At 69.5% G+C, this 23,483-nt stretch carries 17 protein-coding genes and 2 pseudogenes; 5 read left to right on the top strand and 14 right to left on the bottom strand.

Annotated elements, in window-relative coordinates:
* The 4 genes and pseudogenes from ON30_RS40900 to ON30_RS07780 form a co-directional block, all read right to left on the bottom strand.
* Positions 1 to 240 (bottom strand): annotated as a pseudogene (locus ON30_RS40900) (hypothetical protein); the annotation flags it as partial.
* Positions 241 to 337: 97 nt separating this feature from the next.
* Positions 338 to 1,384, bottom strand: a complete 1,047-nt coding sequence (locus tag ON30_RS07785; RefSeq protein ID WP_040705228.1) for a sulfate ABC transporter substrate-binding protein — start codon at positions 1,382 to 1,384, stop codon at positions 338 to 340.
* 193 nt (positions 1,385 to 1,577) lie between these two features.
* Complete coding sequence (locus tag ON30_RS42220) at positions 1,578 to 1,667, bottom strand: Ms4533A family Cys-rich leader peptide (RefSeq protein WP_332873269.1); 90 nt, start codon at positions 1,665 to 1,667, stop codon at positions 1,578 to 1,580.
* Positions 1,668 to 2,080: 413 nt separating this feature from the next.
* Positions 2,081 to 3,682 (bottom strand): GMC oxidoreductase, encoded by a 1,602-nt coding sequence (locus ON30_RS07780; RefSeq protein WP_040705226.1) that lies wholly within the window; start codon positions 3,680 to 3,682, stop codon positions 2,081 to 2,083.
* Between the two features lie 324 nt (positions 3,683 to 4,006).
* Here ON30_RS07780 and ON30_RS07775 point away from each other — a divergent pair, with 324 nt between their 5' ends.
* Complete coding sequence (locus ON30_RS07775) at positions 4,007 to 4,834, top strand: alpha/beta fold hydrolase (RefSeq protein WP_040705224.1); 828 nt, start codon at positions 4,007 to 4,009, stop codon at positions 4,832 to 4,834.
* Between the two features lie 37 nt (positions 4,835 to 4,871).
* Here ON30_RS07775 and ON30_RS07770 read toward each other — a convergent pair.
* Positions 4,872 to 6,200, bottom strand: a pseudogene (locus tag ON30_RS07770) (FAD-dependent monooxygenase).
* Positions 6,201 to 6,471: 271 nt separating this feature from the next.
* Between ON30_RS07770 and ON30_RS07765 the strand changes: the two are divergent.
* Positions 6,472 to 7,317 carry an alpha/beta fold hydrolase gene (locus tag ON30_RS07765; RefSeq protein WP_083911215.1) on the top strand — a complete coding sequence of 282 codons (846 nt, stop codon included), beginning with the start codon at positions 6,472 to 6,474 and terminating at the stop codon, positions 7,315 to 7,317.
* 86 nt (positions 7,318 to 7,403) lie between these two features.
* On the opposite strand, the gene ON30_RS07760 is transcribed toward ON30_RS07765, so the two are convergent.
* Entirely contained in the window at positions 7,404 to 8,318 is a 915-nt protein-coding gene (locus ON30_RS07760; protein ID WP_245553969.1) for an alpha/beta hydrolase, read from the bottom strand.
* A 183-nt stretch (positions 8,319 to 8,501) separates the two neighbouring features.
* On the opposite strand from ON30_RS07760, the gene ON30_RS07755 reads away from it, so the two are divergent.
* Complete coding sequence (locus ON30_RS07755; RefSeq protein WP_040705324.1) at positions 8,502 to 9,359, top strand: M48 family metallopeptidase; 858 nt, start codon at positions 8,502 to 8,504, stop codon at positions 9,357 to 9,359.
* Between the two features lie 66 nt (positions 9,360 to 9,425).
* Here the strand turns inward: ON30_RS07755 and ON30_RS07750 are convergent, their stop codons facing one another.
* Positions 9,426 to 9,692, bottom strand: coding sequence for a hypothetical protein (locus tag ON30_RS07750; protein ID WP_040705222.1), 267 nt, complete (start codon positions 9,690 to 9,692; stop codon positions 9,426 to 9,428).
* 102 nt (positions 9,693 to 9,794) lie between these two features.
* Between ON30_RS07750 and ON30_RS07745 the strand changes: the two genes are divergently transcribed.
* Entirely contained in the window at positions 9,795 to 11,780 is a 1,986-nt protein-coding gene (locus ON30_RS07745; protein ID WP_083911214.1) for a glycoside hydrolase family 15 protein, read from the top strand.
* 2 nt (positions 11,781 to 11,782) lie between these two features.
* Here ON30_RS07745 and ON30_RS07740 read toward each other — a convergent pair whose 3' ends face one another.
* The 3 genes from ON30_RS07740 to lepA form a co-directional block, all read right to left on the bottom strand.
* Positions 11,783 to 13,603, bottom strand: a complete 1,821-nt coding sequence (locus ON30_RS07740) for a dynamin family protein (RefSeq protein ID WP_051029045.1) — start codon at positions 13,601 to 13,603, stop codon at positions 11,783 to 11,785.
* Positions 13,604 to 13,681: 78 nt separating this feature from the next.
* Positions 13,682 to 15,901, bottom strand: a complete 2,220-nt coding sequence (locus tag ON30_RS07735; protein ID WP_040705220.1) for a superantigen-like protein SSL4 — start codon at positions 15,899 to 15,901, stop codon at positions 13,682 to 13,684.
* Between the two features lie 324 nt (positions 15,902 to 16,225).
* Positions 16,226 to 18,088, bottom strand: a complete 1,863-nt coding sequence (lepA, locus tag ON30_RS07730; protein WP_040705218.1) for a translation elongation factor 4 — start codon at positions 18,086 to 18,088, stop codon at positions 16,226 to 16,228.
* Positions 18,089 to 18,193: 105 nt separating this feature from the next.
* Here lepA and ON30_RS07725 point away from each other — a divergent pair, with 105 nt between their 5' ends.
* On the top strand, positions 18,194 to 18,745 hold the full coding sequence (locus ON30_RS07725) for a type II toxin-antitoxin system PemK/MazF family toxin (RefSeq protein WP_040705216.1): 552 nt from the start codon (positions 18,194 to 18,196) through the stop codon (positions 18,743 to 18,745).
* A gap of 47 nt (positions 18,746 to 18,792) precedes the next feature.
* Here the strand turns inward: ON30_RS07725 and ON30_RS07720 are convergent, their stop codons facing one another.
* The 4 genes from ON30_RS07720 to ON30_RS07705 form a co-directional block, all read right to left on the bottom strand.
* Positions 18,793 to 19,581, bottom strand: coding sequence for an aquaporin (locus ON30_RS07720; protein ID WP_040705214.1), 789 nt, complete (start codon positions 19,579 to 19,581; stop codon positions 18,793 to 18,795).
* Between the two features lie 108 nt (positions 19,582 to 19,689).
* Positions 19,690 to 20,532, bottom strand: a complete 843-nt coding sequence (locus ON30_RS07715; protein WP_040705212.1) for a transglutaminase family protein — start codon at positions 20,530 to 20,532, stop codon at positions 19,690 to 19,692.
* Positions 20,529 to 21,503, bottom strand: coding sequence for an alpha-E domain-containing protein (locus tag ON30_RS07710; protein WP_040705210.1), 975 nt, complete (start codon positions 21,501 to 21,503; stop codon positions 20,529 to 20,531). The genes ON30_RS07715 and ON30_RS07710 overlap by 4 nt, the downstream gene beginning before the upstream one ends.
* Positions 21,503 to 23,230 (bottom strand): circularly permuted type 2 ATP-grasp protein, encoded by a 1,728-nt coding sequence (locus ON30_RS07705; RefSeq protein ID WP_373282510.1) that lies wholly within the window; start codon positions 23,228 to 23,230, stop codon positions 21,503 to 21,505. The genes ON30_RS07710 and ON30_RS07705 overlap by 1 nt, the downstream gene beginning before the upstream one ends.
* Positions 23,231 to 23,483: the final 253 nt, after the last annotated feature.

The raw sequence follows: 23,483 nt of genomic DNA, 5'->3' as shown, positions 1-23,483 counted from the left end.
CTCGAAGGAGGTCACCGTCAGCGCCGCCAGCGGCAGCAGCACGATGATGCTCAGCCACAGCACCGCGGTGGCGATGCCGAGCGGACCCACCGAACCGCTGACGCGCAGCCAGGAAGGCACTCGCCATCCGGTGCGAGCGGCGGCCGGTGTGCCCCCCGTGGCGGCGGAGTCGCCGCCCTTCTTACCGAGTCCGACGGGAGCGGCGGGGCGCTCGGTCTCGTCGGTGCTGCTGTCACTCACAGTCGTCCAGTATCCCGTGTTCCGCGGCGACCCCGCCCCCGCCCCCGAACGGGTGACGAGGGCGGGACCGCCGAATCCGGCCCGGTGGGGCCAGGCGCTACTTGGTGGCCTTGTCGTAGATCACCGCGACCGAACCGGTCTGCGGCGCGAACAGTTCCTTGTCGACGGTCTTCCATCCGCCCAGGTCGGCGATGGTCCACAGCTTCTGCGGCGTCGGGAAGTCGGCGGCGAAATCGGCGGCGACCTTCGGGTCGACCGGACGGAAACCGGCCTCGGCCCACGCGCGCTGACCGGCGGGGGTGTAGAGGAAGTCGCGGAAGGCGGCGGCCTTCTCCGGGGTCTTGCTGTTCTTCAGCACGGCCACCGGGTTCTCGATCTTGAAGGTGTTCGGCGGGATGACGTGCTCGATCTTGTCGCCCTTGCGCTCGGAGAACAGCGCCTCGTTCTCGTAGCTGAGCAGCACATCGCCGGTGCCCTGCAAGAAGGTCTCCGTCGCCTCACGGCCCGACTTCGGCTGCACCTTGATGTGCTCGGGCGAAACCAACTGGCTCAGGTAGTCCAGGCCGGCCTGCGGGTTCTTGCCGCCGTCGGACTTGGCCGCGTAGGGGGCCAGCAGGTTCCACTTGGCCGAACCGGAGCTGAACGGGTTCGGGGTGACCACCTCGACACCCGGCTTCAGCAGGTCGTCCCAGTCCTTGATGCCCTTCGGGTTGCCGGGACGGACCACGATCGCCACGACCGAGCCGAACGGGATGCCCTTGTTGGCGTCGGCGTTCCAGCTCGGGTCGACCAGGCCCGCGTCGACCAGGCGGGTGATGTCGGGCTCGACCGAGAAGTTGACGATATCGGCCTCGGCGCCGTCCTTGACCTTGCGGGACTGGTCGCCCGAGGCACCGTAGGAGCCGTTGACGACGACGTTCTTGCCCGCGTCGGTCTTGTTGAACTCCGGGACCACCTTGTCGAAGCCCGGCTTGGGCACCGCGTAGGCATACAGGTTCAGGGTGCCGCCACTGCCGTCGGCGACTTCGCCGCCCACGGTGTCGCTGGCTCCGCCGCCGCAGGCGGTGAGAGTCACCGCCGCGATCGCGGTGAGCGCGGCGGCGGCGGTGCGGCGACGCCTGCTGAGCCAAGAGGTGCGAGACATGGTGGACCTTTCCCACGGTCGCCACCGTCGAGGACGTCGGTGGCGGAACAAAGAGGAGATGTCGGGTAGACCTTCCGCGCGGGAGCGCGGCAGTGGCGCGACTCGGCCCAGCGGGCCGTCGGAAAGGACAGGTCTGCGAGATGAAGCGCACGCCAGTCTACGGGGGCAGGAAGGCGCGGACTTGCCCTGTGGATCAGCGACAGAGAATGTCGGCGACCGCGAGGTTACCGACAGCGATCAACGCCAATTCATGGCGGACCAGCGGTACGGCACTCGAAGACACGTGGCGACTGTAGCAGAGCGAGTACCGCCCCCTCGAATCGAAGAAAATAATCGATCGAAAAGGAATTTCATCCCATGACCAGCGGATCAGCGGCGTGACGGCGCACACGCGCGGCGTGCCGGGCGGGCGGGGTCGTGACCGCGACAGGGTCGGCGCGAACCGCCGGGCGAGAGTCCGCGTCGAGGACCCCGAGCCCCGCGCGGACCCGCTCCGGCATCTACCCCGCGACCGGAAAAAATCCGGCCCCGACGCCCCTCGTCGCCCTGACGCGGCGCACCACAGCGTCCGCGCGGCGATGCCCGCGGTGCAGCGGACGGCGCCGACTCGAGCCGATCGGCCGCGACCGCTGTCACGGTGACGATGATTACCCTTCACCGCGGACGCGGGTCGGCGGCCCCGCGCCCGCGGGTGGGTCAGATGAGCGAGCCGACGTCGGAGGCGACGAGGTGGTCGAGTGCCCGTTCGGCGACAGCGGCGATGGTCATCGACGGATTGCACGCGGCGGTGTTGCCGGGCATCAGCGCGCCGTCGAGGACATAGAGGCCGCGCTGGCCGAGCACCCGGCCCTCGAGGTCGCAGACCGACCCCATGCTCGCGCCGCCCAGCGGATGCCAGGTGGACGGGAACAGGGCGTTGGTGTCGACGAGCGTGCTGCCGGACCCGGCGATGGCGTTGACCGAGGGACCGATGTGGTTGTTCTGGATGACGTGGTCGCCTTCGTGCGGCCAGCGCAGCACGGCGTCGTCGATGGCGGAGTCGTAGACGAAGTGGCCGCGTCCTTCACTGACGCCGTAGCCGACCATCATGGTGCTCAGGGTGTCGATGCCGACCGGCGGGATCGACGCCTGGATGACGGTGTGCGCCGCGTAGGGGTCGCCCTCCCAGATCTTGCTGCCGTAGACGACCGGGCCACCCTGCCGCAGACCGAAGTTGGCGGCGGGGTTGTTCCAGACGTAGATGCGGTCGGCGTTGGTGCCGTAGTTGCGGCCGAGTTCGTCGGGCAGGTCGGGGATCAACCCCTTGCCCCCCGCACGCATGAGCAGGCGGGTGGTGTTCATGGTTCCGGCGGCCATCACCAGCGCGCCCGCGGTGAGGATCTTGTTCTGCACCACCGTGCCCGTGGTGTCGAGGACGTCGACGTGCACGGTCCAGCGCCCGTCGGCGGCGCGTTCGACGTCGGTGACCTCGTGCAGGGTGTGCACCTGGACCTTGCCGGTCGCCTCGGCGGCGGCGATGTAGGTGACGTCGACGGAGTGCTTGCCGCCGTTGTTGACGCCCATCGCGCCGTCGCCGTTGGTGTAGGAGGGCTTCATCTCCCCGCGCAGTTCGGCGAGTGCGAAGTTCCAGTCGATCGGCATGGGGATCTTCGACAGCGGCAGGCCCGCGGCGCGCACGTGGTCGGCGAACATCCGGGCGGCGGCGTACTGGGGGTGCGCGACGAGTTCGTCGGGCGCGACGGCCAGGCCCAGCATCTGCTCGACGCGCCGGTAATGCACCCGGTCCATCAGCGCCCAGTCGAGTTCCTGGGGGAAGTGGGTGTTGAAGACGGACTCGTTCGGCTGCAAGGACATTCCCTGGTAGACCAGGGAGCCGCCGCCGACGCCCGCCGCGCACAGCGTGGTCATGTTCTCGCCGGGCACCGCTTCGATGAGGCCGGTGTAGCGGTCGAAGATCAGCGGCGTGCCGAACAGGTTGGGGCTGGATTTGTACCAGAGCAGTCGCTTGTCGGGCGAGGACGCGCGCGGGAAGGTCTCGCAGTTCGGTGCGGCGGGCCAGCGCATACCGCGTTCGAGCACGGTGACGGGGACGCCCGCCTGGGCCAGTCGCAGGGCGGTCACGCCGCCGCCGAAGCCCGAGCCGACCACCACGACGCGGTGGTCCTCGCGCACGAGCGGGACGCTGTTCACCCGGGCGGCGATGCCGCCGCTCGGGCCGGTGGCGGTTCGGGTGCTCGCCAGCAGGACACCTGTGGCGACGGCTCCGGTCAGCAGTGACCGGCGCGTGAGTGAGGCCATAACCAGACTTTCGTGAAGGGATCGTTCGTGCGGCACCGGGTGGTGTGACCTGTCCACCCGTCGAGTCGCTCCTGTCCGCACCCCGATCCGAACGCCTACCGGACAGTAATATCCGGTTCCGTCGGTAGTCTGCGGGATGACGCCGGTCACGTCAAGCGGGTCGATGTGACCGGTCACATAGCACCGTCGCAGCAAACCGCAGCTGTAACCAAATATTTGCCAGCCGGGTCGACTCGCTCACTATCGTGGGGAACGGCGTCTCGTTGGCACGGCCGGAAACGCTTCGGTCGGCGGGCCGCACACCGAGGGAAGGAACCGATTTCCATGCCTGTGTGCACGACGCGCGACGGAGTCGACCTCTACTACAAGGACTGGGGAACGGGTCGGCCGGTGGTGTTCATCCACGGCTGGCCGCTCGACGCCGATGCCTGGGACGACCAGCTGAAACACGTCGCCGACAACGGCTTTCGCGGCATCGCCCACGATCGGCGCGGCCACGGACGTTCGGCCCAACCGTGGGACGGCTACGACTTCGACACCTTCGCCGACGACCTGAACGATCTGCTCACCGCCCTGGACGTGCGGGACGCGACCCTGGTCGCGCATTCGATGGGCGGCGGCGAACTGGCCCGCTACATCGGCCGCCACGGCACCGAACGGGTGCGCTCGGCGGTCCTGCTCTCGGCGATCCCGCCGCTGATGATCCGCACCGAGGCCAACCCCGAAGGCGTGCCCGAGGAGGTGTTCGAGCAGATCAAGAACGGCATCCTCACCGAACGCTCGCAATTCTGGCGCGACACCTCCGAAGGCTTCTTCAGCGCGAACCGGGCCGGCGCCAAGGCGACCCAGGGCAATCGGGACGCCTTCTGGTTCATGGCGATGCACGAATCCATCGAGGCGGGCGTGCGCTGCGTCGACGCCTTCGCCTACACCGACTTCACCGACGACCTGAAGAAATTCGACGTCCCGACCCTGGTGGTGCACGGCGACGACGACCAAGTCGTCCCCATCGACGCCACCGGACGCAAATCCGCGCGAATCATCCCGGACGCCACGCTGGCCGTCTACGAGGGCGGCTCGCACGGGATCGCCCTGGTCCCCGGCGACAAGGAACGGTTCAACGCGGACCTGCTCGCGTTCCTGCGCGCCTGAGCGGATGCTCCCGGCGGACGACGGTTCGCCGGGAGCCTCAGGGCCTCGCGAAGGTCGCCTCGGCGTGCTCGGCGAGCTCACCCGGTCGCGGATCGACCGCGCTGTAGCCGAGGTAGCCGTCCGGACGCACCAGGTAGACCGCGCGGTGCACGGCGTCGTAGGCGCGGACGAATTCGCCTGCCGCGTCGCGGATCACCGGGAGCGCCGCACCGTCGACCTCGGCGTCCGGGGCCGCCGGCAGATACACCTCGAGCCTGCCGTGGGCGGCGGCGCGGGCGGCGTCGGCGATCTCCTCGAACCACGCGAGCCCGGACGCGTCGACACCGCCGTCCGCGTAGAGCAGCAACGTGTGCTCCGCGCCGGCCAGCAGCCCGAAAAGGTGTAGCGGGAAGCCGACCAACTCCCTGGTCAGACCCATGGCGTCGGGTGCGCGGGAGCCCGGACGCGGTCCGCGCCCGGTGGTTCCGCCCACCAACGGACTGTCCCGGTCGTCGATGAGCAACTGCGCGGCGCGCGCCATCACCCGCGCCGGGTCCCGCTCCCCCGCTCCGATCCCTCCCGCGCGTCGCGCACGGTGCGTCCCACCACCTCCGCGCCGACCGGACGACGTTCGAGGTCGTAGGTGGACAGCAGATCCGGCGCGGCCAGCCCGGACACCGCCAGCGCCAGTTTCCAGGCCAGATTGTGCGCGTCCTGGATTCCGGTGTTCATGCCCTGCGCACCGGTGGGCGGGTGGATGTGCGCGGCGTCGCCCGCGACGAAAACCCACGCCGTAGCCGACCGGCTGCGACCAGGACAATTCCACGTCACCGAGCATGTACTGCTCGGCGAAGGCGCCGCCTTCGAAAGCCGGCCCCACCCCCTTGCGGACCACGCTGTGCGCGCCGTCGCAGCCGACCAGATAGGACGCGCGCACCTGTCGCTCGGACCCGTCGGCCGCCGCGAGCGTCGCGGTGACACCGGTCTGGTCCTGCTCGAAGGCGGACAATCGCAGTTCCCGTTCCACGCGAACACCGCACGCGGTCAATCGTTCTCGCAGCACACGTTCGGTCTCGTACTGCGGCAGTCCGAGGAAGCCGTACGGGATCGACGGCGGCAGCGCCAGTTCCAGCCGCCCGGTGCGCACGCCGTCGACGTAGACGAGCTGTCCGCGCATCGGGGCCGAGGCGTCCAGGATCTCGCGCAGCACGCCCATCGACTCGAACACCTCGAGGGTGCGCGGTTGCACGCCCACGGCTTTCGCGTAGCGCGGGGGTTCGGGCAGGGCGTCGACGATCCGGCAGGCGACGCCGCGCCGTGCGCATTCGATCGCCGCGGTCAGGCCGACCGGCCCCGCGCCGACGACGAGTACTTCGGTATCGACCATGCGCTGCCGCCTCGGGTCGCGTGTTCACGGGGGTGGTGCGGCGAGTCTACCGATTCGATAGCTGAGATGTTGCCAATCTCAGGGCGGGCCGCCTCGGGACGTAGTCGACCTCCGCCCCCGGTCGGAGCGCCGAACCCGCTCCCGGCACGATGCTCGCCGCCGCGCCCGCTCGATACGCTCGCCGTCGTGGCATCCGCCTCCGACTCGCGCAGGGGGTGGGCCGGAGGGATGTCACCACCGAGGCTCCGCGCACACCGAGGGGGAACCCCGCATGACCACGATCACCACCCGCCGCTGGCACTGCCACGACGTCACCGGGACGCTGCTGTCCACCGGCGACCCGCACGCCGAGGAGGCGGTGGTGTTCCTGCACGGCTCCCCCGGCAACGCCGAGGACTGGCTGGACCTGCTCGGCCGGACCGGCGCCCTGCCCCGCGCGCTCGCCTTCGACCTGCCCGGCTTCGGGACCGCCCGCACCTTCCCCGGCTTCGACCACCGTGTCGAGGGCGACTACCGCGCCTTCCTGAGCGCCGCGATGGACGAACTGGGCCTGACCCGGGTACACCTGGTCACCCACGATTTCGGCGTGCCTTGGGGATTGGCCTGGGCCGCCGCGCATCCCGACCGCCTCGCCTCGCTGACGATGATGAACGCGGGCGCGCTGGTCGGCTACCGCTGGCACGTCTACGCCCGGATCTGGCAGACCCCGGTCCTGGGCGAGCTGACCCAGCGCCTGACCAACCGGGTCGGCATGCGCCTGCTGCTGCGCCGCGCGAACCCTCGGCTACCCGCGGAATTCGTCGACCGGATGTACGACCGCTACGACGCTCACACCCGCGCCACCGTGCTGGCGCTCTACCGCGCCGCCCGCGATCCCGAGGCGATGCTCGCCGACTCCCTGTCGAGTCTGCCCGTGCACATCCCGACGCTGGTGCTGTGGGGAGCCGAAGACCCCTGGATCCCGGCCGAATTCGCGCACTTCCAGTCCGCGGTGTGGCCGAACAGTCGCGTCGAGGTGCTGCCAGGACTCGGGCACTGGTGCTTCGCCGACGACCCGGACGCGGTGGCCGATCTGCTGATCCCGTTCCTACGCGACTCCGTCGGCGTCCGTCGCTGAATCTCGCCCGCACCGGCCGATGCTCGATCTCCCGCAGCATCGACGCCGCGCATCCTCCGCTCAGGCCCCCCAGCGCGACCACCAAATCAGGCCCCCAGCGCGCCCGCCAGGTAGTGCCAGGAGTCGTGCAGGTCGGTCTCGAACTGCCCCCAGGTGTGCGCGCCTTGCGGTCGGTCGACGTGCACCGCCCAGACACCCAGCCCCGCCAACCGATCCGCGAACGCGCGGGTGCAGGAGTTCGCGATCGCCTCGACCGGCGGGAACGACGCCCCGCCCGCGTCGATCGGTCCCGGCCTGCCCGACGCCGAGGACAGGTAGACCGTCTTGCCCGCGAGCGCGCCCGCCCGCGCGTACGCGTCGTGCGCGCGCCAGCCCTCCCCGCCCGGAACACCCCACATGTTCAGCGGATTCGCGCCGCCGCGCAGCAACTGCGCGCCGACCAGCGCCACCCCGACCGGATCGGTCGACCACGGGCACCCGCTGTAGGCGGCGACCGCGCTGTAGCGGTGCGGCGCCTGGATGGCCAGGTCGATCGCCGATCCGGCGCTCATCGAGACCCCCGCGATGCCACTACGTCCCGTGGTGTTCAGATGCGGATCAAGCACGGCGGGCAGTTCTTCGGTGAGGTAGGTCTGCCAGCGGTGCCTGCCCACCACCGGATCGTCGGCGAGCCAGTCGGTGTAGAGGCTGTACGCCCCGCCCACCGGCATCACCACGTTGACGTTCTTGTCGGCGAAGAAACCCGCCACGTCGGTGTCGTCCCACCACGAGATGCCGTCCTCGCCACCGCCGATGCCGGTCAGCAGGTACAGCGTCGGGGCGGGGCCGCGCGCGGCCTTCAACACCCGATTGGTCACCACCCGGTCCATCGACGGGGAGTACACGTCGACACGGTGGGCCGCGCCCCCGAGGGGCGTCTCGCCGACCACCGCGGGCGGCGGCGCGGCCGCGACGGGCCGGACCGTCATCACCCCCGCGGCGACGAACAGAACCGCGAGCACAACGAACAGCCGAGAACCCCTCACCGTTTCGAGATACCGCCGCCGGGGCAGGACGAAACCGATTCGGGGCGAATCGATCCGAGCTCCCGCGTCGCCGCACGTCACCAGAGGTGGAGGCGCGCGGCCACTTCGGTCAGACTGGGCACGGCACGATTCGTGAGGAACGAGGGGGAGATCCGACCCGTGAACACCAGTCCCGACCGCAGGCGCGTGCGCCTGCCCGGCATCAGCACCCGCGCCTGGGAGCATCCCGCCGACCGCACCGCCCTGGTGACGTTGCGCTCGCTCAGCGGCTTCGACGTGGTGCTGCGCACACTGTCCGGGCTGCTCCAGGAGCGCAGGCACCGACTGCTGTACCTGGCCACCGCCGTCCGCGTCGACGAACGGCAGTTCCGCACACTGCACCACCTGCGCGAGGACTGCGTCGGCATCCTGGACGCGAAGGTCAGCCCCGAGATGTTCGTCCTGCAGAGCCCGGAGGTGAACGCCTTCACCATCGGCATGGACACCCCGTTCGTGGTTCTCACCACGGGCATGATCGAGTTGATGGACACCGAGGAACTGCGTTTCGTCATCGGCCACGAACTCGGGCACGCGCTGTCGGGCCACGCCGTCTACCGGACGATGCTGCTGCACCTGCTGCGCCTGTCGTCCTCGCTGGGCTGGATGCCGGTGGGCGGGTGGGCCGTGCGCGCGATCGTGGCCGCGCTGATGGTGGAGTTGCAGACGCATCCGTTCTCGGTGCTGCGCGCCGCCGAACTGCGCCGCTGGATCCAGAGCGGCGACTACGAGCGCGTCCTGGCCGGTGACTACCCCCGCCGCGAACAGGACCGCGAGGCCCGCATCCGCGAACAGGTGCGCGAGGCGGCCCGCACCTACAAGCAGGACTTCGACACCTCGGAGGACCCGCTGATCCGCACCGTGCGCACGATGGGCCGCGACATGGGCGCGGCGATGAACACCGTCGGTCAGGAGGTCGGCGACACGGTCACCAAGATCGGACGGCGGCTCAGCGACTGGCGCGGCGGCCTCAGCGAGTGATCAGCCAGGCGATCACGATCAGGACGAGCAGGCCGATCAGCGCGAGTTGAACGCGGGAGCGCGGCATCAGCGGGCCCCGCTACCCGCGGGCGTGCGGGCCGGGCTCTCCGCGGCGGGGGCGAGCAGCGCCCGCTCGGCGGCCGCGATGGCGCGCGCTTCGGCGCGGTCGCGGCCCAGCAACCGCATGATCTCGCGCAACGCGCGGTCCAACAGGAAGGCGATGGCGAAACTGATCGGGACCATCCCGAGCAGCACCACGAGGAACTGCGGGATGAACGGGAGTCCCGCCACCCACAGCTCGAAGCCGTCCCACCAACCCGCAATGCGATCCACGATTCCAGCCTAGTCCGCGCGGGCGGCCCAGCGGCGACCCGCACCCGCCGAAGGGCAGCCAACGGTGGACGGCAAGGCCCGGGCAACCCCAAGATGAGAGGTATGGCGTCCACCGATGACCTGACGATCGACGAACCCGACGACCTGCCGGTGCCCAGTGCGCTCACCGGAATGAACCACGGCGTGTTCCCCCGGATCGACGACTACGCCTTCCTGTCCGACTGCGAGACCAGTTGTCTGGTCGCGGGCAACGGCGCGGTCGAGTGGATGTGCCTGCCGCGACCGGACTCCCCCAGCGTGTTCGGCGCCATGCTCGACCGCAGCGCGGGCCACTTCCGCATCGGCCCCTACGGCACCAACGTGCCCGCCGCGCGTCGCTACCTGCCCGGCGGCATGATCCTGGAAACCACCTGGCAAACGCCGACCGGGTGGCTCATCGTGCGCGACGCCTTGGTGCTCGGACCGTGGCACAACGTCGACCAGCGCAGCCGCACCCACCGCCGCACCCCGATGGACTGGGACGCCGAACACATGCTGCTGCGCACCGTGAAATGCGTCAACGGCACGGTCGAACTCGAGATGAGCTGCGAACCCGCCTTCGACTACCACCGCGCGCCGACCGCCTGGCAATACACCGGCAAGGTCTACGAGGAGGCCACCGCGATCTGCTCGGTCGACCCGTCGGTCGGCCCGTCGCTGGTCCTCACCACCGACATGCGCCTGGGGCTGGAAGGCCGCGAAGCCCGCGCGCGCACCAGGATGCAGGAAGGCGACGAGGTGTTCGTCGCGCTGACCTGGTCGGAGCTGCCCGCGCCGCAGACCTTCGCCGACGCCGCGCAGAAGATGTGGGCGACCACCGAATGCTGGCGGCAGTGGATCACCCTCGGCAACTTCCCCGACCACCCCTGGCGCAACTACCTGCAACGCAGCGCGCTGACCCTCAAAGGGCTGACCTACAAGCCGACCGGCGCGCTGCTGGCCGCGGCCACCACCTCGCTGCCCGAAACCCCCGGCGGACAGCGCAACTGGGACTACCGCTACACCTGGGTGCGCGACGCCAGCTTCGCGCTGTGGGGCCTGTACACGCTCGGTCTCGACCGTGAGGCCGACGATTTCTTCGCCTTCCTCAACGACGTCACCACCGACGACGACGGCGCGCCCGTCCCGCTGCAAGTGCTCTACGGCATCGGCGGCGAACGCGACCTCGCCGAAGCCGAACTCGGCCACCTGCGCGGTTACGACGGCGCGCGCCCGGTGCGCATCGGCAACGGGGCCTACAACCAAAACCAGCACGACATCTGGGGCACCATGCTCGACGCGGTGTACCTGCACGTGAAATCCCGCGGCCAAGTCCCCGAATCGCTGTGGCCGATGCTGCAACGGCAGGTGCACGCGGCCATCACGCACTGGCGCGACCCCGACCGCGGCATCTGGGAGGTCCGCGGCGAACCCCAGCACTTCACCTCCTCCAAGGTCATGTGCTGGGTGGCGCTGGACCGCGGCGCGAAACTCGCCGAGATGCACGGGCAACTCGAACGCGCCACCGAGTGGTACGCCATCGCCGACGAGATCAAAGAGGATGTGCTCGCCCACGGCGTGAACAGCGAAGGCGTGTTCACCCAGGTCTACGGCGGCGACACCCTCGACGCCTCGCTGCTGCTGGTGGTGCTGCTGCGCTTCCTGCCGCCCGAGGACCACCGGGTGCGCGCCACGGTCCTGTCCATCGCCGACCGCCTCACCGAACACGGCCTGGTGCTGCGCTACCGCACCGAGACCACCGACGACGGCCTGACCGGCGTGGAAGGCGCGTTCACCATCTGCTCGTTCTGGCTGGTGTCGGCGCTGGTCGAGATCGGCGAGGTGCGCCGCGCCCGGCACCTGTGCGAACGACTGCTCGGCTACGCCAGCCCGCTGCGTCTCTACGCGGAGGAGATCGACCCGCGCAGCGGACGGCATCTGGGCAACTTCCCGCAGGCGTTCACCCACCTGGCGCTCATCAACGCCGTCACCCACGTCATCCGGGCCGAGGAATCACGGTCGGTCGGCGAATTCCAGCCCGCGCACACCCCCACCACGCACGCGCGCTGAACTCAGCCGTTCACCAGGCGGTCGGCGCGTTCGCGCATGGAGCGCAGCGCGCCGAGACGGCCGTCGAGTTCGGCGATGCGCTCCTCGCGCCGGTCGCCGTACTTGCCGAACGCCTCCTCCGCGGCGCGCAACGCCTCGTCGGCGGTGCGCGCGGTCTCGGTGGCGATCTCGGTGAAGTGATCGCGCAACGAACGCTGCATCGCGCGCAGTCGGTTACGGGACTCCTTGCTCACCTGGAAGATCACGTCGTCCATCAACCGGGCCACCGCGACCTTGGCCTCCGCGCGTCGCCTGGTCTTGCGATTCTTGCGGTCGTCCCACAGCGCGTTGACGCCCAGCAGCACACCCGCGCCCGCCGAATACCAGTTCACCAGCGACATGCCGAGCAGGCTGGTGGCCAGACCGACCATGAGGATGCCGCCGTAGGAACCGCGCAACGCGGACAGGAACTGCTGGGTGAACCCGGCCTCGGCGCTGTCCAGCGGCTCCAGCGGGGCCACCGGTTCCAGGACCTCCCCCGGATTCTCCAGGCGCAGATCCGGCAGCGGCGGCGTGCGGTTGTCGGCGGGGAACTTCGCCGCGACCTGATCGCACAACTCCACCGACCGGTAGTGCGCCATCACGAAGTTCTCCTCGACCGCCTCGCAGATGCGCGCGTCCAGGTCGACCCCGAATTCCTTCCATCCGCGCGCCGGATCGGTCCGCACGATCTCGGCTTCCGCGTCGCGCACCAGGCTGCGCAATCGGTGACGCAGGTCGTGCTCGATGTCGGCCATCAACTCGGTGCTGCCGTCGACCAAGGTGATCTGCCAGTTCGCGGTGCGCTGACGCAACTGTTCGGCCTGATCGCGGGCCTGGGCGAGATCGTGGGTGATCCTGGCCTTGCGGCGCGGATCGCGCAGGGCCTCGGCCTCGCTGCGCAGCGTCATCGCCAAGTGGTCGCCGACCAGGCGGATATCGCGGACCGCCGATTCGACCGCCGTCGCGTCCGCCCGCGCCACCACGTAGTCGCGCAGATGGTCGATCAGCTGCGGCATCCCGGATTCGATGTCGCGCTGCGGATCGGTCACCGTCCGGTAGGAGCCGTTGGTGGCCTGCCGGTGCAGCGCCGCCGACACCGGCGCGACCGCGAAACTCAGACCGGCCGCGTCCAGCAGGTCGCGGTTGCGCTGCTGCACGTGCGCCCAGTGCGGCGCGGTGTCGATCTTGTTCAGCACGCACACCACCGTCGGGCACAGGTTGCGCACCCGCTCCAGGTAGCCGAGTTGTTCGGGCGACAGTTCGGAATTCGCGTCCACCACGTACAGCACCGCGTCCGCGGCGGCGATCATCGACCACGTCACATGCTCGTCGGCGGGCGCGCCCGGCGCGTCCATCACCACGATGCCGTCGGCCAGCAGCGGGCTCGGCTCGGTGAACTCCGCGCGGACCACGCCTTCGGCCCGCAACGCCGGACCGGGATCGAGCGGGTCCACGGGCTGACGTTCCGTGCGTCCGCCACCCACCGCCCGCACCAGCGTGGCGGTGGCGCGCTGCCCGTACTCGGCGATCACCGGCACGCTGATCGGGCTGTCGGTCGCGCTGACCGCCGCACCCACCAGTCCGTTGACCAGCGTGCTCATCCCGCTCTTGGGCTCCCCGACCACGACCAGACGCACCCGCGGATCGCTCACCCGGGCCCGGACCATCCCGAGTCTGCCCGTCAGATCGTCACGGCCCGCCGCTCTGGTCATCTCGCGCAGTTCGTCCAGGATCCGGAGCAGCGGAGCCATCGCGTCCGGGTCCTTGACGGTCACGGATTCCAGCCCGGTCGCGGCAGACAACCCTGCTCCTCACTCTCGTTCACGTTCACGGCGCGGTGAAACCGGAACGGCGCGTCCCCCGCGCGGCCGCCTCCCCGGCTAGATCAGCGTGTGGTCCAGTGTGCCGTGTACCGCGTGCGCCTCGAACAGCCCCCCGTCGGGTAGCAGACCCGCGGACAATCCGTGACCCGACACCGCGAGCGCGTGATCGTCGAGGACGACCGGCAGCGCGGCCTGGTGGGCGACGTAGTGGTGGCCCGAATCCCACTGGTCGGCGATCGGCTTGGTGCCCACCTGCGGTTTGAGCGGCGTGACCGGCGCGGGCGAGGGAGCCGAGTAGGTCGGCGCGGGCACGTCGACACTCGGCGCGTCGACCGACGGCACCGTCACCGACGGCACGCTGTGGCCGGTCGACGGCTGGGTGGGCACCGACACCGACGGCACGTCCACGCTGGGCGGATCGGTCGACGGACGGGTCGGCTGGGTGCTGCCGCCCCCGCTCACGCCGCCGCCGTTGCTCGTCGTCCCGCCTCCCGCGGTGGTTCCGCCGCCCGCGGTCGTGCCGCCGGTGGACGGCGTGGTGACGTCGTCGGGCGTGGTCGGCTGGGTCGGCCGGGTGGTGATCGTCGGCGCTTTGGTGGTGAGGTCCACATCGATGTCCGGCACGGGCAGGATGTCGACGGTCGGCGTCTTGGTGACGATCGACCCGGGCGTGCTCACCGACCCGGTGTCCGGCGTGGTGACGCCGGGCGTCGGCAGGACCGTGGTCGGGATCTTGGTGACCGGCGGCGGAGTGTGGTGATCCGCCCCGGTGTCCACCGGCTTGGTGGGCTGCGGCGGTTGCGGCGCGTGCTTGGACGGATGGTGGTCGAACAGCACCGGAACCGTCGCGGCGGGCGCGGTCAACGGCGACGGACCGGGCGGCGGCGTGAACACGTGCGCCACCGGCGTGGAGGCCACGTCGGGCTGGATGGTGGTCTGCAACGGCGTCGCCGCCACGACGGGAGCCGCCGCCACCGGGGCGGCGAGTACGGGGGCGGGCGGCGGGGCGACCGGGGCCTGCGCCATCGCGACCGGCGCGGGCGGCGCGGCGAACGCGGCGGGCTGCGCGGCCGCCGGAGCGGGGCCCGCGGGAGCAGGCGCGGTCGGGCCGACCGGGCCGAGCGCCCCGGGAGCGCCCGCCGCGTTGGCGCCGAACGGCGAGGACCCGCCGAGCCCGGACTGCTCGGCGCCGTTGCGGCCGGTCGCGCCGGTCGACTTGCCGCCGTCGAGCCAATCCGAGAGATTGTCGAGTTGGTCACCGATATTCGAGCCCGCGGCGGTCTTCACCGTCGCCCCGGCCTCGACCTCCACCCGCATCTCGGTGTTGAACCACGCGCCGGTCGGGCCGATCCCGAAATCGATCTCGAATTCGGTGTAGAGCGAAGCGTGCGCGTCGACACCGACGTAGACGCCGAAATCGTCGAAGCTGTCCATCAGTTCGGCGGCCTGCGCGCCGTCCACGCCGTGGGTCGGCGCCCACGGGTGGTAGCCGGAGCCGAAACCCAACGGCGTCGTCCCGTCCTCGGCGGTCTCGGCCAGTTCGCCGACCTCGGACCGCTCGGCGGCGGGGTGTTCGGCCCAGGCGAACAGGTCCGAGGGCTTGTCGGGGGTCATCCAGGCGGGCGTGTCCGGCATCTCGAAACCGAGTCCGGGACCCGCGTCGTTCGTTCCGCCCGGCGACCACGGGCTTCCCGCCCCGGGCTGCGCGGACGGGTCGTAGCCGAACCAGGGCTGTCCGCCCGCGGAACCGTCGGGGGTCAGGGCCTCGGGGTCGTAGTCGAGCCAGGACTGATCCGACGGCGAGTCGTAGGTGGGGGCGGAGTCCAGGAAACTCGGTGCGCCGACGCGCGCGTCGTCCCAGGCGGTGACCGTGTCGCGCGGTTGCGCGCCGACGCGGATCTCCAGCGTGGTCTCATTCGGCGACGGCGGCGCGACCGGTGCGGGCGCGCCGTGCCCGGGTTCGTCGTGCGCGACCAGCGACGGTCGCGACGGAGCCAACGGGATCGAATCCGGCGTCGGGTCCGGGAAGGTCACCACCGGACTCGGCAGATCGGGTTGGGGATCGTTGTTGCCGGACCAGTGGGTGTGCCAGCTGTCCAGCCGCTGCTCACCCGGCTGGGCGGGCGCGCCGCCGTTGGAGGCCACGAGTGCGCCACCGGTGACGTAGGCACCGGCCCGCGCCACCCGGGCGACCCCGTTCGCCACCCGGTACGCGGTATCGCCCGACGGGTCGGTCACTTCGACGTCGTCCCCGTCGAACGGCAGATCACGCGACATCCACACTCCAACATCTCGGATTCCAGCATCCTCACCGCTCCGGCCGACCGTGTGAAGACCTACCCACGATATTTCCGAAGAAAGCGGCTGTCATATTCTCGGGCAACCTTGCCACCGGCGGGCACGGAACGGAAGCCCGTTCTTTCCGGGCCACCGGACGGGGTTCGCTCGCCGATAGGCGGTCTCACCTGGCACGATACGGTTCGCGGACAGCCACTCCCGCCTTCGGGGTCGGACCTGAGAGATTACTGATGATCACTCGAGAGTTCGCGGGGAATCCGAAGAACGCGGGCGCGCGGCGGATCTCGCCGCCGCGCGCGGACGCTACTTCTTGTCCTTCGGCTTGTCCGAGGCGGCGTCGGAGGACAGCGCGGCGACGAACGCCTCCTGCGGAACGTCCACGCGGCCGATCGTTTTCATTCGCTTCTTGCCCTCCTTCTGCTTCTCGAGCAGTTTGCGCTTGCGGCTGATGTCGCCGCCGTAGCACTTGGCGAGCACGTCCTTGCGGATCGCGCGGATGTTCTCGCGCGCGATGACCTTCGACCCGATCGCCGCCTGGATGGGCACCTCGAACTGCTGGCGCGGAATCAACTCGCGCAGCTTGGTCGTCATCTTGTGGCCGTAGGCCTGCGCGGCGTCGCGGTGCACGATCGCGCTGAAGGCGTCCACCGCCTCGCCCTGCAACAGGATGTCGACCTTGACCAGATGCGATTCCTGCTCGCCCGCCTCCTCGTAGTCGAGCGAGGCGTAGCCGCGGGTGCGCGACTTCAGCGAATCGAAGAAGTCGAAGATGATCTCGGCCATCGGCATCGTGTAGCGCATCTCCACGCGCGTCTCCGACAGGTAGTCCATCCCGCCGAGTTCCCCGCGCCGCGACTGGCACAGCTCCATGATCGAGCCGATGAACTCGCTCGGGGTGATGATCGTGCACTTGACGATCGGCTCGAAGACCTTGCGGGACTTGCCCTCCGGCCAGTACGAGGGGTTGGTGACCACGTGCTCGGCGCCGTCCTCCATCTCCACCCGGTAGACCACGTTCGGCGCGGTCGAGATCAGGTCGAGGTCGAATTCGCGCTGGAGGCGCTCACGGGTGATCTCCATGTGCAGCAGACCGAGGAACCCGCAGCGGAACCCGAAGCCCAACGCGACCGAGGTCTCCGGGGTGTAGGTCAGCGCGGCGTCGTTGAGCTGCAACTTCTCCAGCGCGTCGCGCAGGTCCGGATAGTCCGAGCCGTCCACCGGGTACAGGCCGGAGTAGACCATCGGACGCGGTTCGCGGTAGCCGGTCAGCGCTTCGGTCGCGCCGCCGCGCGCCGCCGTCACCGTGTCGCCGACCTTGGACTGGCGCACATCCTTCACGCCGGTGATCAGATAGCCCACCTCGCCCACGCCCAGGCCCTTGGTCGGCTTCGGCTCGGGCGAGACGATGCCGATCTCGAGCAGTTCGTGGGTCGCGCCGGTGGACATCATCTTGATCTTCTCGCGCGGGGTGAGTTTGCCGTCCACCACGCGCACGTAGGTCACCACACCGCGGTAGGTGTCGTAGACCGAGTCGAAGATCATCGCCCGCGCGGGCGCGTCGGCATCGCCCACCGGGGCCGGCACCTGCGCGATGACCTGATCCAGCAGCGCCGGCACGCCCACGCCGGTCTTGCCCGAGACCCGCAGCACCTCCTCCGGTTCGCAGCCGACCAGGCGGGCCAGTTCGGCGGCGTAGCGGTCGGGGTCCGCGGCGGGCAGGTCGATCTTGTTGAGCACCGGGATGATCGTCAGGTCCTTCTCCATGGCCAGGTACAGATTGGCCAGGGTCTGGGCCTCGATGCCCTGCGCGGCGTCCACCAGCAGCACCGCGCCCTCGCACGCCTCGAGCGCGCGGGAGACCTCGTAGGTGAAGTCGACGTGGCCCGGTGTGTCGATCAGGTGCATCACGTAGTCGGCGCCGTCCACCTGCCACGGCAGCCGGACGTTCTGCGCCTTGATGGTGATGCCGCGCTCGCGCTCGATATCCATCCGGTCCAGGTACTGGGCGCGCATCGCGCGCTCCTCGACCACACCGGTGAGTTGCAGCATCCGGTCGGCCAACGTCGACTTGCCGTGATCGATGTGCGCGATGATGCAGAAGTTCCGGATCCGCGCGGGATCGGTGAACGTCGTGTCGGCGAAGCTGGCGGGCACTCCACTCCTCATGGGTATCGGCAAACTGGCTCCATCGTCCCATGCGGGCCCGACGAGGGCCTTCGGCGGTGTCACCTCACCCGTGTGAACTCGTGACTGCGCCGTTATCCTCTCGGGATGGTCCGCACGTGGAACTCCCTCGGCAAGCAACTCGGCATCGTCGCCAAGTCCCCGCGCGGGGGCGGCGCCGGGCAGCGCGCACCCGGACTCGTGGAGAAGCTGGTCGGCGGCCTCAACGGCCGACGCAGGACCCCCGCCTCGGTCCGCCCGACCGCCTCGCGGCCGGTGCCCACCCGCGAACGCGCCCGCCAGATCGTCTACTGCCCGCAACTCGACGGTCGTGCCGACCCGGGCGAGATCGTGTGGACCTGGGTGCCGTTCGAGGAGGACCCGAACAACGGCAAGGACCGTCCGGTGCTGGTGGTCGGCCGCGACAAGCGCACCCTGCTCGGGCTGATGCTGTCCTCTAATCCCGATCGCGCCCACGACCGGGACTGGATCGGGATCGGCAGCGGCAGCTGGGATCACGACGGCAGGCCGAGCTGGGTCCGGTTGGACCGCGTGCTCGACGTCCCCGAGGACGGCATCCGCCGCGAGGGCGCGATCCTGGCCCGCAAGACCTTCGACCTGGTCGCGCACCGGTTGGTCGCCGAATACCAGTGGAGCTGACGCGACGGAGGCCGCCCCGCGGGACGGCCTCCTGATTCGGTCGAGGTTCAGCCGAGCATCTCGCGATGCCTGCCGAACAGCCCGCCGTAGATCAGCGCGCCGAGCGCGCCGCCGATCAGCGGGAACACCACGAACGCCCACACCTGGCCGCCCGCGCCGGGTTGGTAGAAGGCCACGCCCAGGCTGCGCGCCGGGTTGACCGAGGTGTTGTCGACCGGGATCGAGATCAGGTGGATCACCGCGAGGGTGAAACCGATGCTCAGGCCCGCCAACGGCACGTCGGAGATGTGGTCGGTGGAGGCCAGCACCACGAACACCAGCAGCGCGGTCAGCATCACCTCGATGATGATCATCGCGGCCAGGCCGTAGCCGTTCTGCACCACGACCTCGCCCAGCGGACCGGTCTGCGCCGACGGACTGTGTTCGCCCCACCCGTTCGCACCGAGTCCGTCGATCTTCCGGTCATATGCCGGCAAATTCTTGGCGATCGCAAAGAGGACGAGACCGGCCAGGAATGCCCCGATCAATTGCGCGATCGCGTAGCCCGCCGCGACCACCGCCGAGATCCGACCCAGCAGCAACTGCCCCAACGTCACCGCGGGATTCACGTGACAACCGGAGATCGGCCCGATCGAATACACCAGGAACAACAGGGTCAGACCGAACGCCAACGCGACACCCAGCGCACCGACGCGATCACCAGCGAGAACAGCCGTCCCTACGCCACCCATCACCAGCACGAAGGTGCCGAGCGCCTCGGCCGCCCATTTCTTCACATCGGGGACCGGACCGTCCTCGACGACCTCCTCGACGATTTCCTGAGCCGTGGGTGACATAAGACAGCAGTCCCTTCGAGAGCGGACCCGCACGGGTCGGCAGCGATTGTCCTGGGTACTGCTGGCAAGGCTACGAGGTCACCTGGCAACCCCGTAGCACAACACGCGTTATGCCAATCGTGTGATTTCGACGACGACCTCAAGATCCGTCGAGCCGCCGCCGGAGAAAATCCCCTTCAACGGCGGCACGTCGGCGTAGTCGCGACCCACCCCGACGGAGACGTGCTGTTCGTTGATGGCGATGTTGTTGGTCGGGTCGTAGCCCCACCACGCGCCCGTCCACGCCTCGACCCAGGCGTGCGACTGCCCGGCCACCGTCTCGCCGATCTTCGCCGACGGGTGCGGATGCAGATATCCGGAGACGTAACGGCTCGGAATCCCCATGCTGCGCAGCAACACCAGCGTCAGGTGCGCGTAGTCCTGGCACACGCCCTTGCGTTCGGCGAACGCCTGCACCGCCGAGGTGTGCACCGAGGTGGTGCCCGCGATGTAGTCCATCTCCTGGTGCACCCACTCCGCCGCGCGCACCACCGCCTTCGCCGGCGGCACCCCCTTGGCCAACTGTTTGGCCACACCCGCGAGCTTGCGATCGCGCGGCACATACGGCGTCGGCGAGAGCATCTCGTCGAAACGGTCCGCCAACTGCTCGTTGTAGAGCTGCTCCCAGGCCAGTTCGTCCGCCGGACCCGCGAAGGGTTCGGTCTCCACCACCGAGGCTCCGGTCACCTCGAGTTCGGTGTGCGGGGCGTGCAGGTCGAAGGCGGTCACCGCGGTGCCCCAGTAGTCGGTGTAGCGGTAGGAACGGGTCGAGGGCACCGTCTCGACCCGGTTCAGGATGACGTTCTGCCTGCTGTCCGCGCGCGGGGTCAGCCGCGCCTCGTTGAACGACCGCGTCACCGGCGCGTCGTAGACGTAGCCCGTGGTGTGCACGACCCTGATCCGCCAACTCATAGCTCGCCCTCCACCTGCACTCGACTGTCGTGACTACTGCGCAGGTCGGTCCAGGCCACCCAGGGAGCGGCGTGGAAGTACTGCAACGCTATCGCCTCGCTGACCTCACGGCAGGTCCGCTGCAACGACAGCAGCCGGGTCTGCAGGTCCTCGAGCAGCACGCCCGGCGGCAGGAACTCGAGTTCGCTGCGCGCCCGGCCCAGCAACCGCTGCGCCTCGTGCCGCGCGCCGACGCGACTGCTCGGCCGCTGATCCAGTTCCGCCAGACAGTTCTCGGCCACCCGCACCGAATGGAACACCGAACGCGGGAACAACCGGTCCAACAGGATGAACTCGGCCACCAGGTTCGCGTCCAGCGCGCCGCGATGGGTGCGCAGATAGGTGTCGTGCGCGCCCGCCGAGCGCAGCACCGTCACCCAGGCGGGCGAGGAGGTCCGGTCGCCCGCGCGCGAGAGCAGCAGTCGCACCGTCATGTCCACGCGTTCGATGGAACGGCCCAGCAGCAGGAAGCGGTAACCGTCGTCGCGGCTGAGCGTGGAATCCGACAGGCCGGCGAACATCGCCGCCCGGTCCTTGATGTAGTGGAAGAACTCGTGCGGACCGACGCTGCGCGCGGCCTTCTCGGTCGCCGCCAACCCGATGTAGGTGGCGTTGAGGCATTCCCACATCTCGCTCGAGGTGACCTCGCGCGCGCCCCTGGCGTTCTCCCTGGCGCTGGCGATCGAATCGATGATCGACCCGCCGTGCTCGTGGCTGAAGGCCACCAGGTTCGTCACCGACCACACGTCGAGCTCGCCGTCGGGCGGTTCGATCCCCAACACCCGCAACAGCACCCGCGAGGTGCGGTCCGGGTCGACGGTGGCGTCCTCGAGCAGTTGGTGCACCGCGACGTCGAGGATGCGCGCGGTGTCGTCGGCGCGTTCGACGTAGCGGCCGATCCAGTACAGCGACTCGGCGTTGCGTGCCAGCATCAGCGCACCTCGTCCCGGCTCGACGCGCCCGGCTCCGAGCAGCGCTGTTCCTGCTGTTGCTGCTGCTGTTGCTGATTGGCCTGGGTCGCGGTCAGTTCACGACCCAGCTCGAAGGCATCGGACTGCGGCGGATCGCCGACCAGTTCCTCACCCGCGAGCTCGCGATCCTCGGGAGAGGCGCGACCGGTCAGCACCCAGGTGTCCTTGCTGCCGCCGCCCTGACTCGAATTCACCACCAGCGAACCCTCCGGCAGCGCCACCCGGGTCAAGCCGCCCGGCAGCACCCAGATGTCGTCGCCGTCGTTGACCGCGAACGGCCGCAGGTCCACGTGCCGCGGCACCAACTCGTTGCCGATCTTGGTCGGCACCGTCGACAACTGCACCACCGGCTGGGCGATCCAGCCGCGCGGATCGGCCTTCACCTTGCGGCGCACCGCGTCCAACTCGCGCTGGGTCGCGTCCGGCCCGATCACGATGCCGTACCCGCCCGACCCCTCCACCGGTTTGATCACCAGTTCCTCGAGCCGGTCCAGCACCTCCTCGCACTCCTCCGGCAGCCAGCATCGGAAGGTGTCGACGTTGGGCAGCACCGGCTTCTCGTTGAGGTAGTACTCGATGATCGTCGGCACGTAGGCGTAGATGAGCTTGTCGTCGCCGACGCCGTTGCCCACCGCGCTCGAGATCACCACGTTGCCCGCCCGCGCCGCGTTGAGCACACCCGCGATGCCGAGCACCGAATCGGGCCGGAAATGCATCGGATCCAAGAAGGTGTCATCGATGCGCCGGTAGATGACGTCGACCTGGCGCTCGCCCTCGGTGGTGCGCATGTAGACGAAGTTGTCGCGGCAGAACAGGTCGCGCCCCTCGACCAACTCCACACCCATCTGCCGGGCCAACAGCGAATGCTCGAAGTAAGCCGCGTTGTACACACCCGGGGTCAGCACCACCACGGTCGGGTCGGCCTCGTTGGGCGCGGCCGAGTTGCGCAGCGCCCGCAACAGGTATGCCGGATAGTCGCCGACCGCGCGCACCCGGTGCGAGAAGAACAGGTCGGGGAACACCCGCGCCATCGTGCGCCGGTTCTCCATGACGTAGGACACACCCGAGGGCGAGCGCAGATTGTCCTCCAGCACCCGGAAGTCACCGCGCTCGTCACGGATCAGATCGATGCCCGCCACGTGGATGCGCACCCCGTTCGGCGGAACCAGTCCGGCCGCCTCGCGATGAAAATGCTGGCAGGAGGTCACCAGGCGCTTCGGGATGACCTGGTCGCGCAGGATGTTCTGCTCCCCGTACACGTCGGCCAGGAAAAGTTCCAGGGCCACCACGCGCTGCTTGATCCCGCGCTCGAGTTTGGTCCACTCCGCGGCCGCGATCACCCGGGGCACCAGATCCAGCGGGAACGGCCGCTCCTGACCGGACAGCGAGAACGTGATGCCCTGATCGATGAACGCGCGATCCAAGGCGTCGGAGCGCCGCTCCAGATCGGCCACATCGATCGGCGCGAGCGCCTCGAAAATGCCGCGGTAGGGCGCGCGCACCCGCCCCGACGCGTCGAACATCTCGTCGAACGCCCCCGCGTACCGGCCCGGTTTATAGCCCTCGAACAGGCCCGATGTCACTGCGCGATCACGTCGCTCGACCTGCCCGTTCGCCCCCTTCGGGTTCGGAACGGAGGGTCGGCCCGAACGCGGCGGGGAGGCGGAAGTCATGCAAAAATCGTGCATCACCCAGCGGCAAGGCCGTGTGAGACACAGGTAAATTTCTTGCATCACCTCGGGGGCGGCCATTGAAAGTCCGGTTGACGGGCCGGTCTCATGTAAACGGCCTATTACCGGACACCGACGCGCAACGGTCACGGAGCGGGCGGCCACGCCGATTTCGTCTGCCGGAAGGCGACTGGTAACCTCGAAAGTCGGCGTTGCGTCTCCGGTTCCCTCCGGGTGTGTCGCACGCGAAAGCTCAGTCAGAGAAATTCTG

The organism is Nocardia takedensis NBRC 100417 (assembly GCF_000308695.1).
GTDB classification, from domain to species: domain Bacteria; phylum Actinomycetota; class Actinomycetes; order Mycobacteriales; family Mycobacteriaceae; genus Nocardia; species Nocardia takedensis.
Note: the sequence above shows the minus strand (reverse complement) of the source record. Positions and strands in the feature narration are given on the sequence as shown.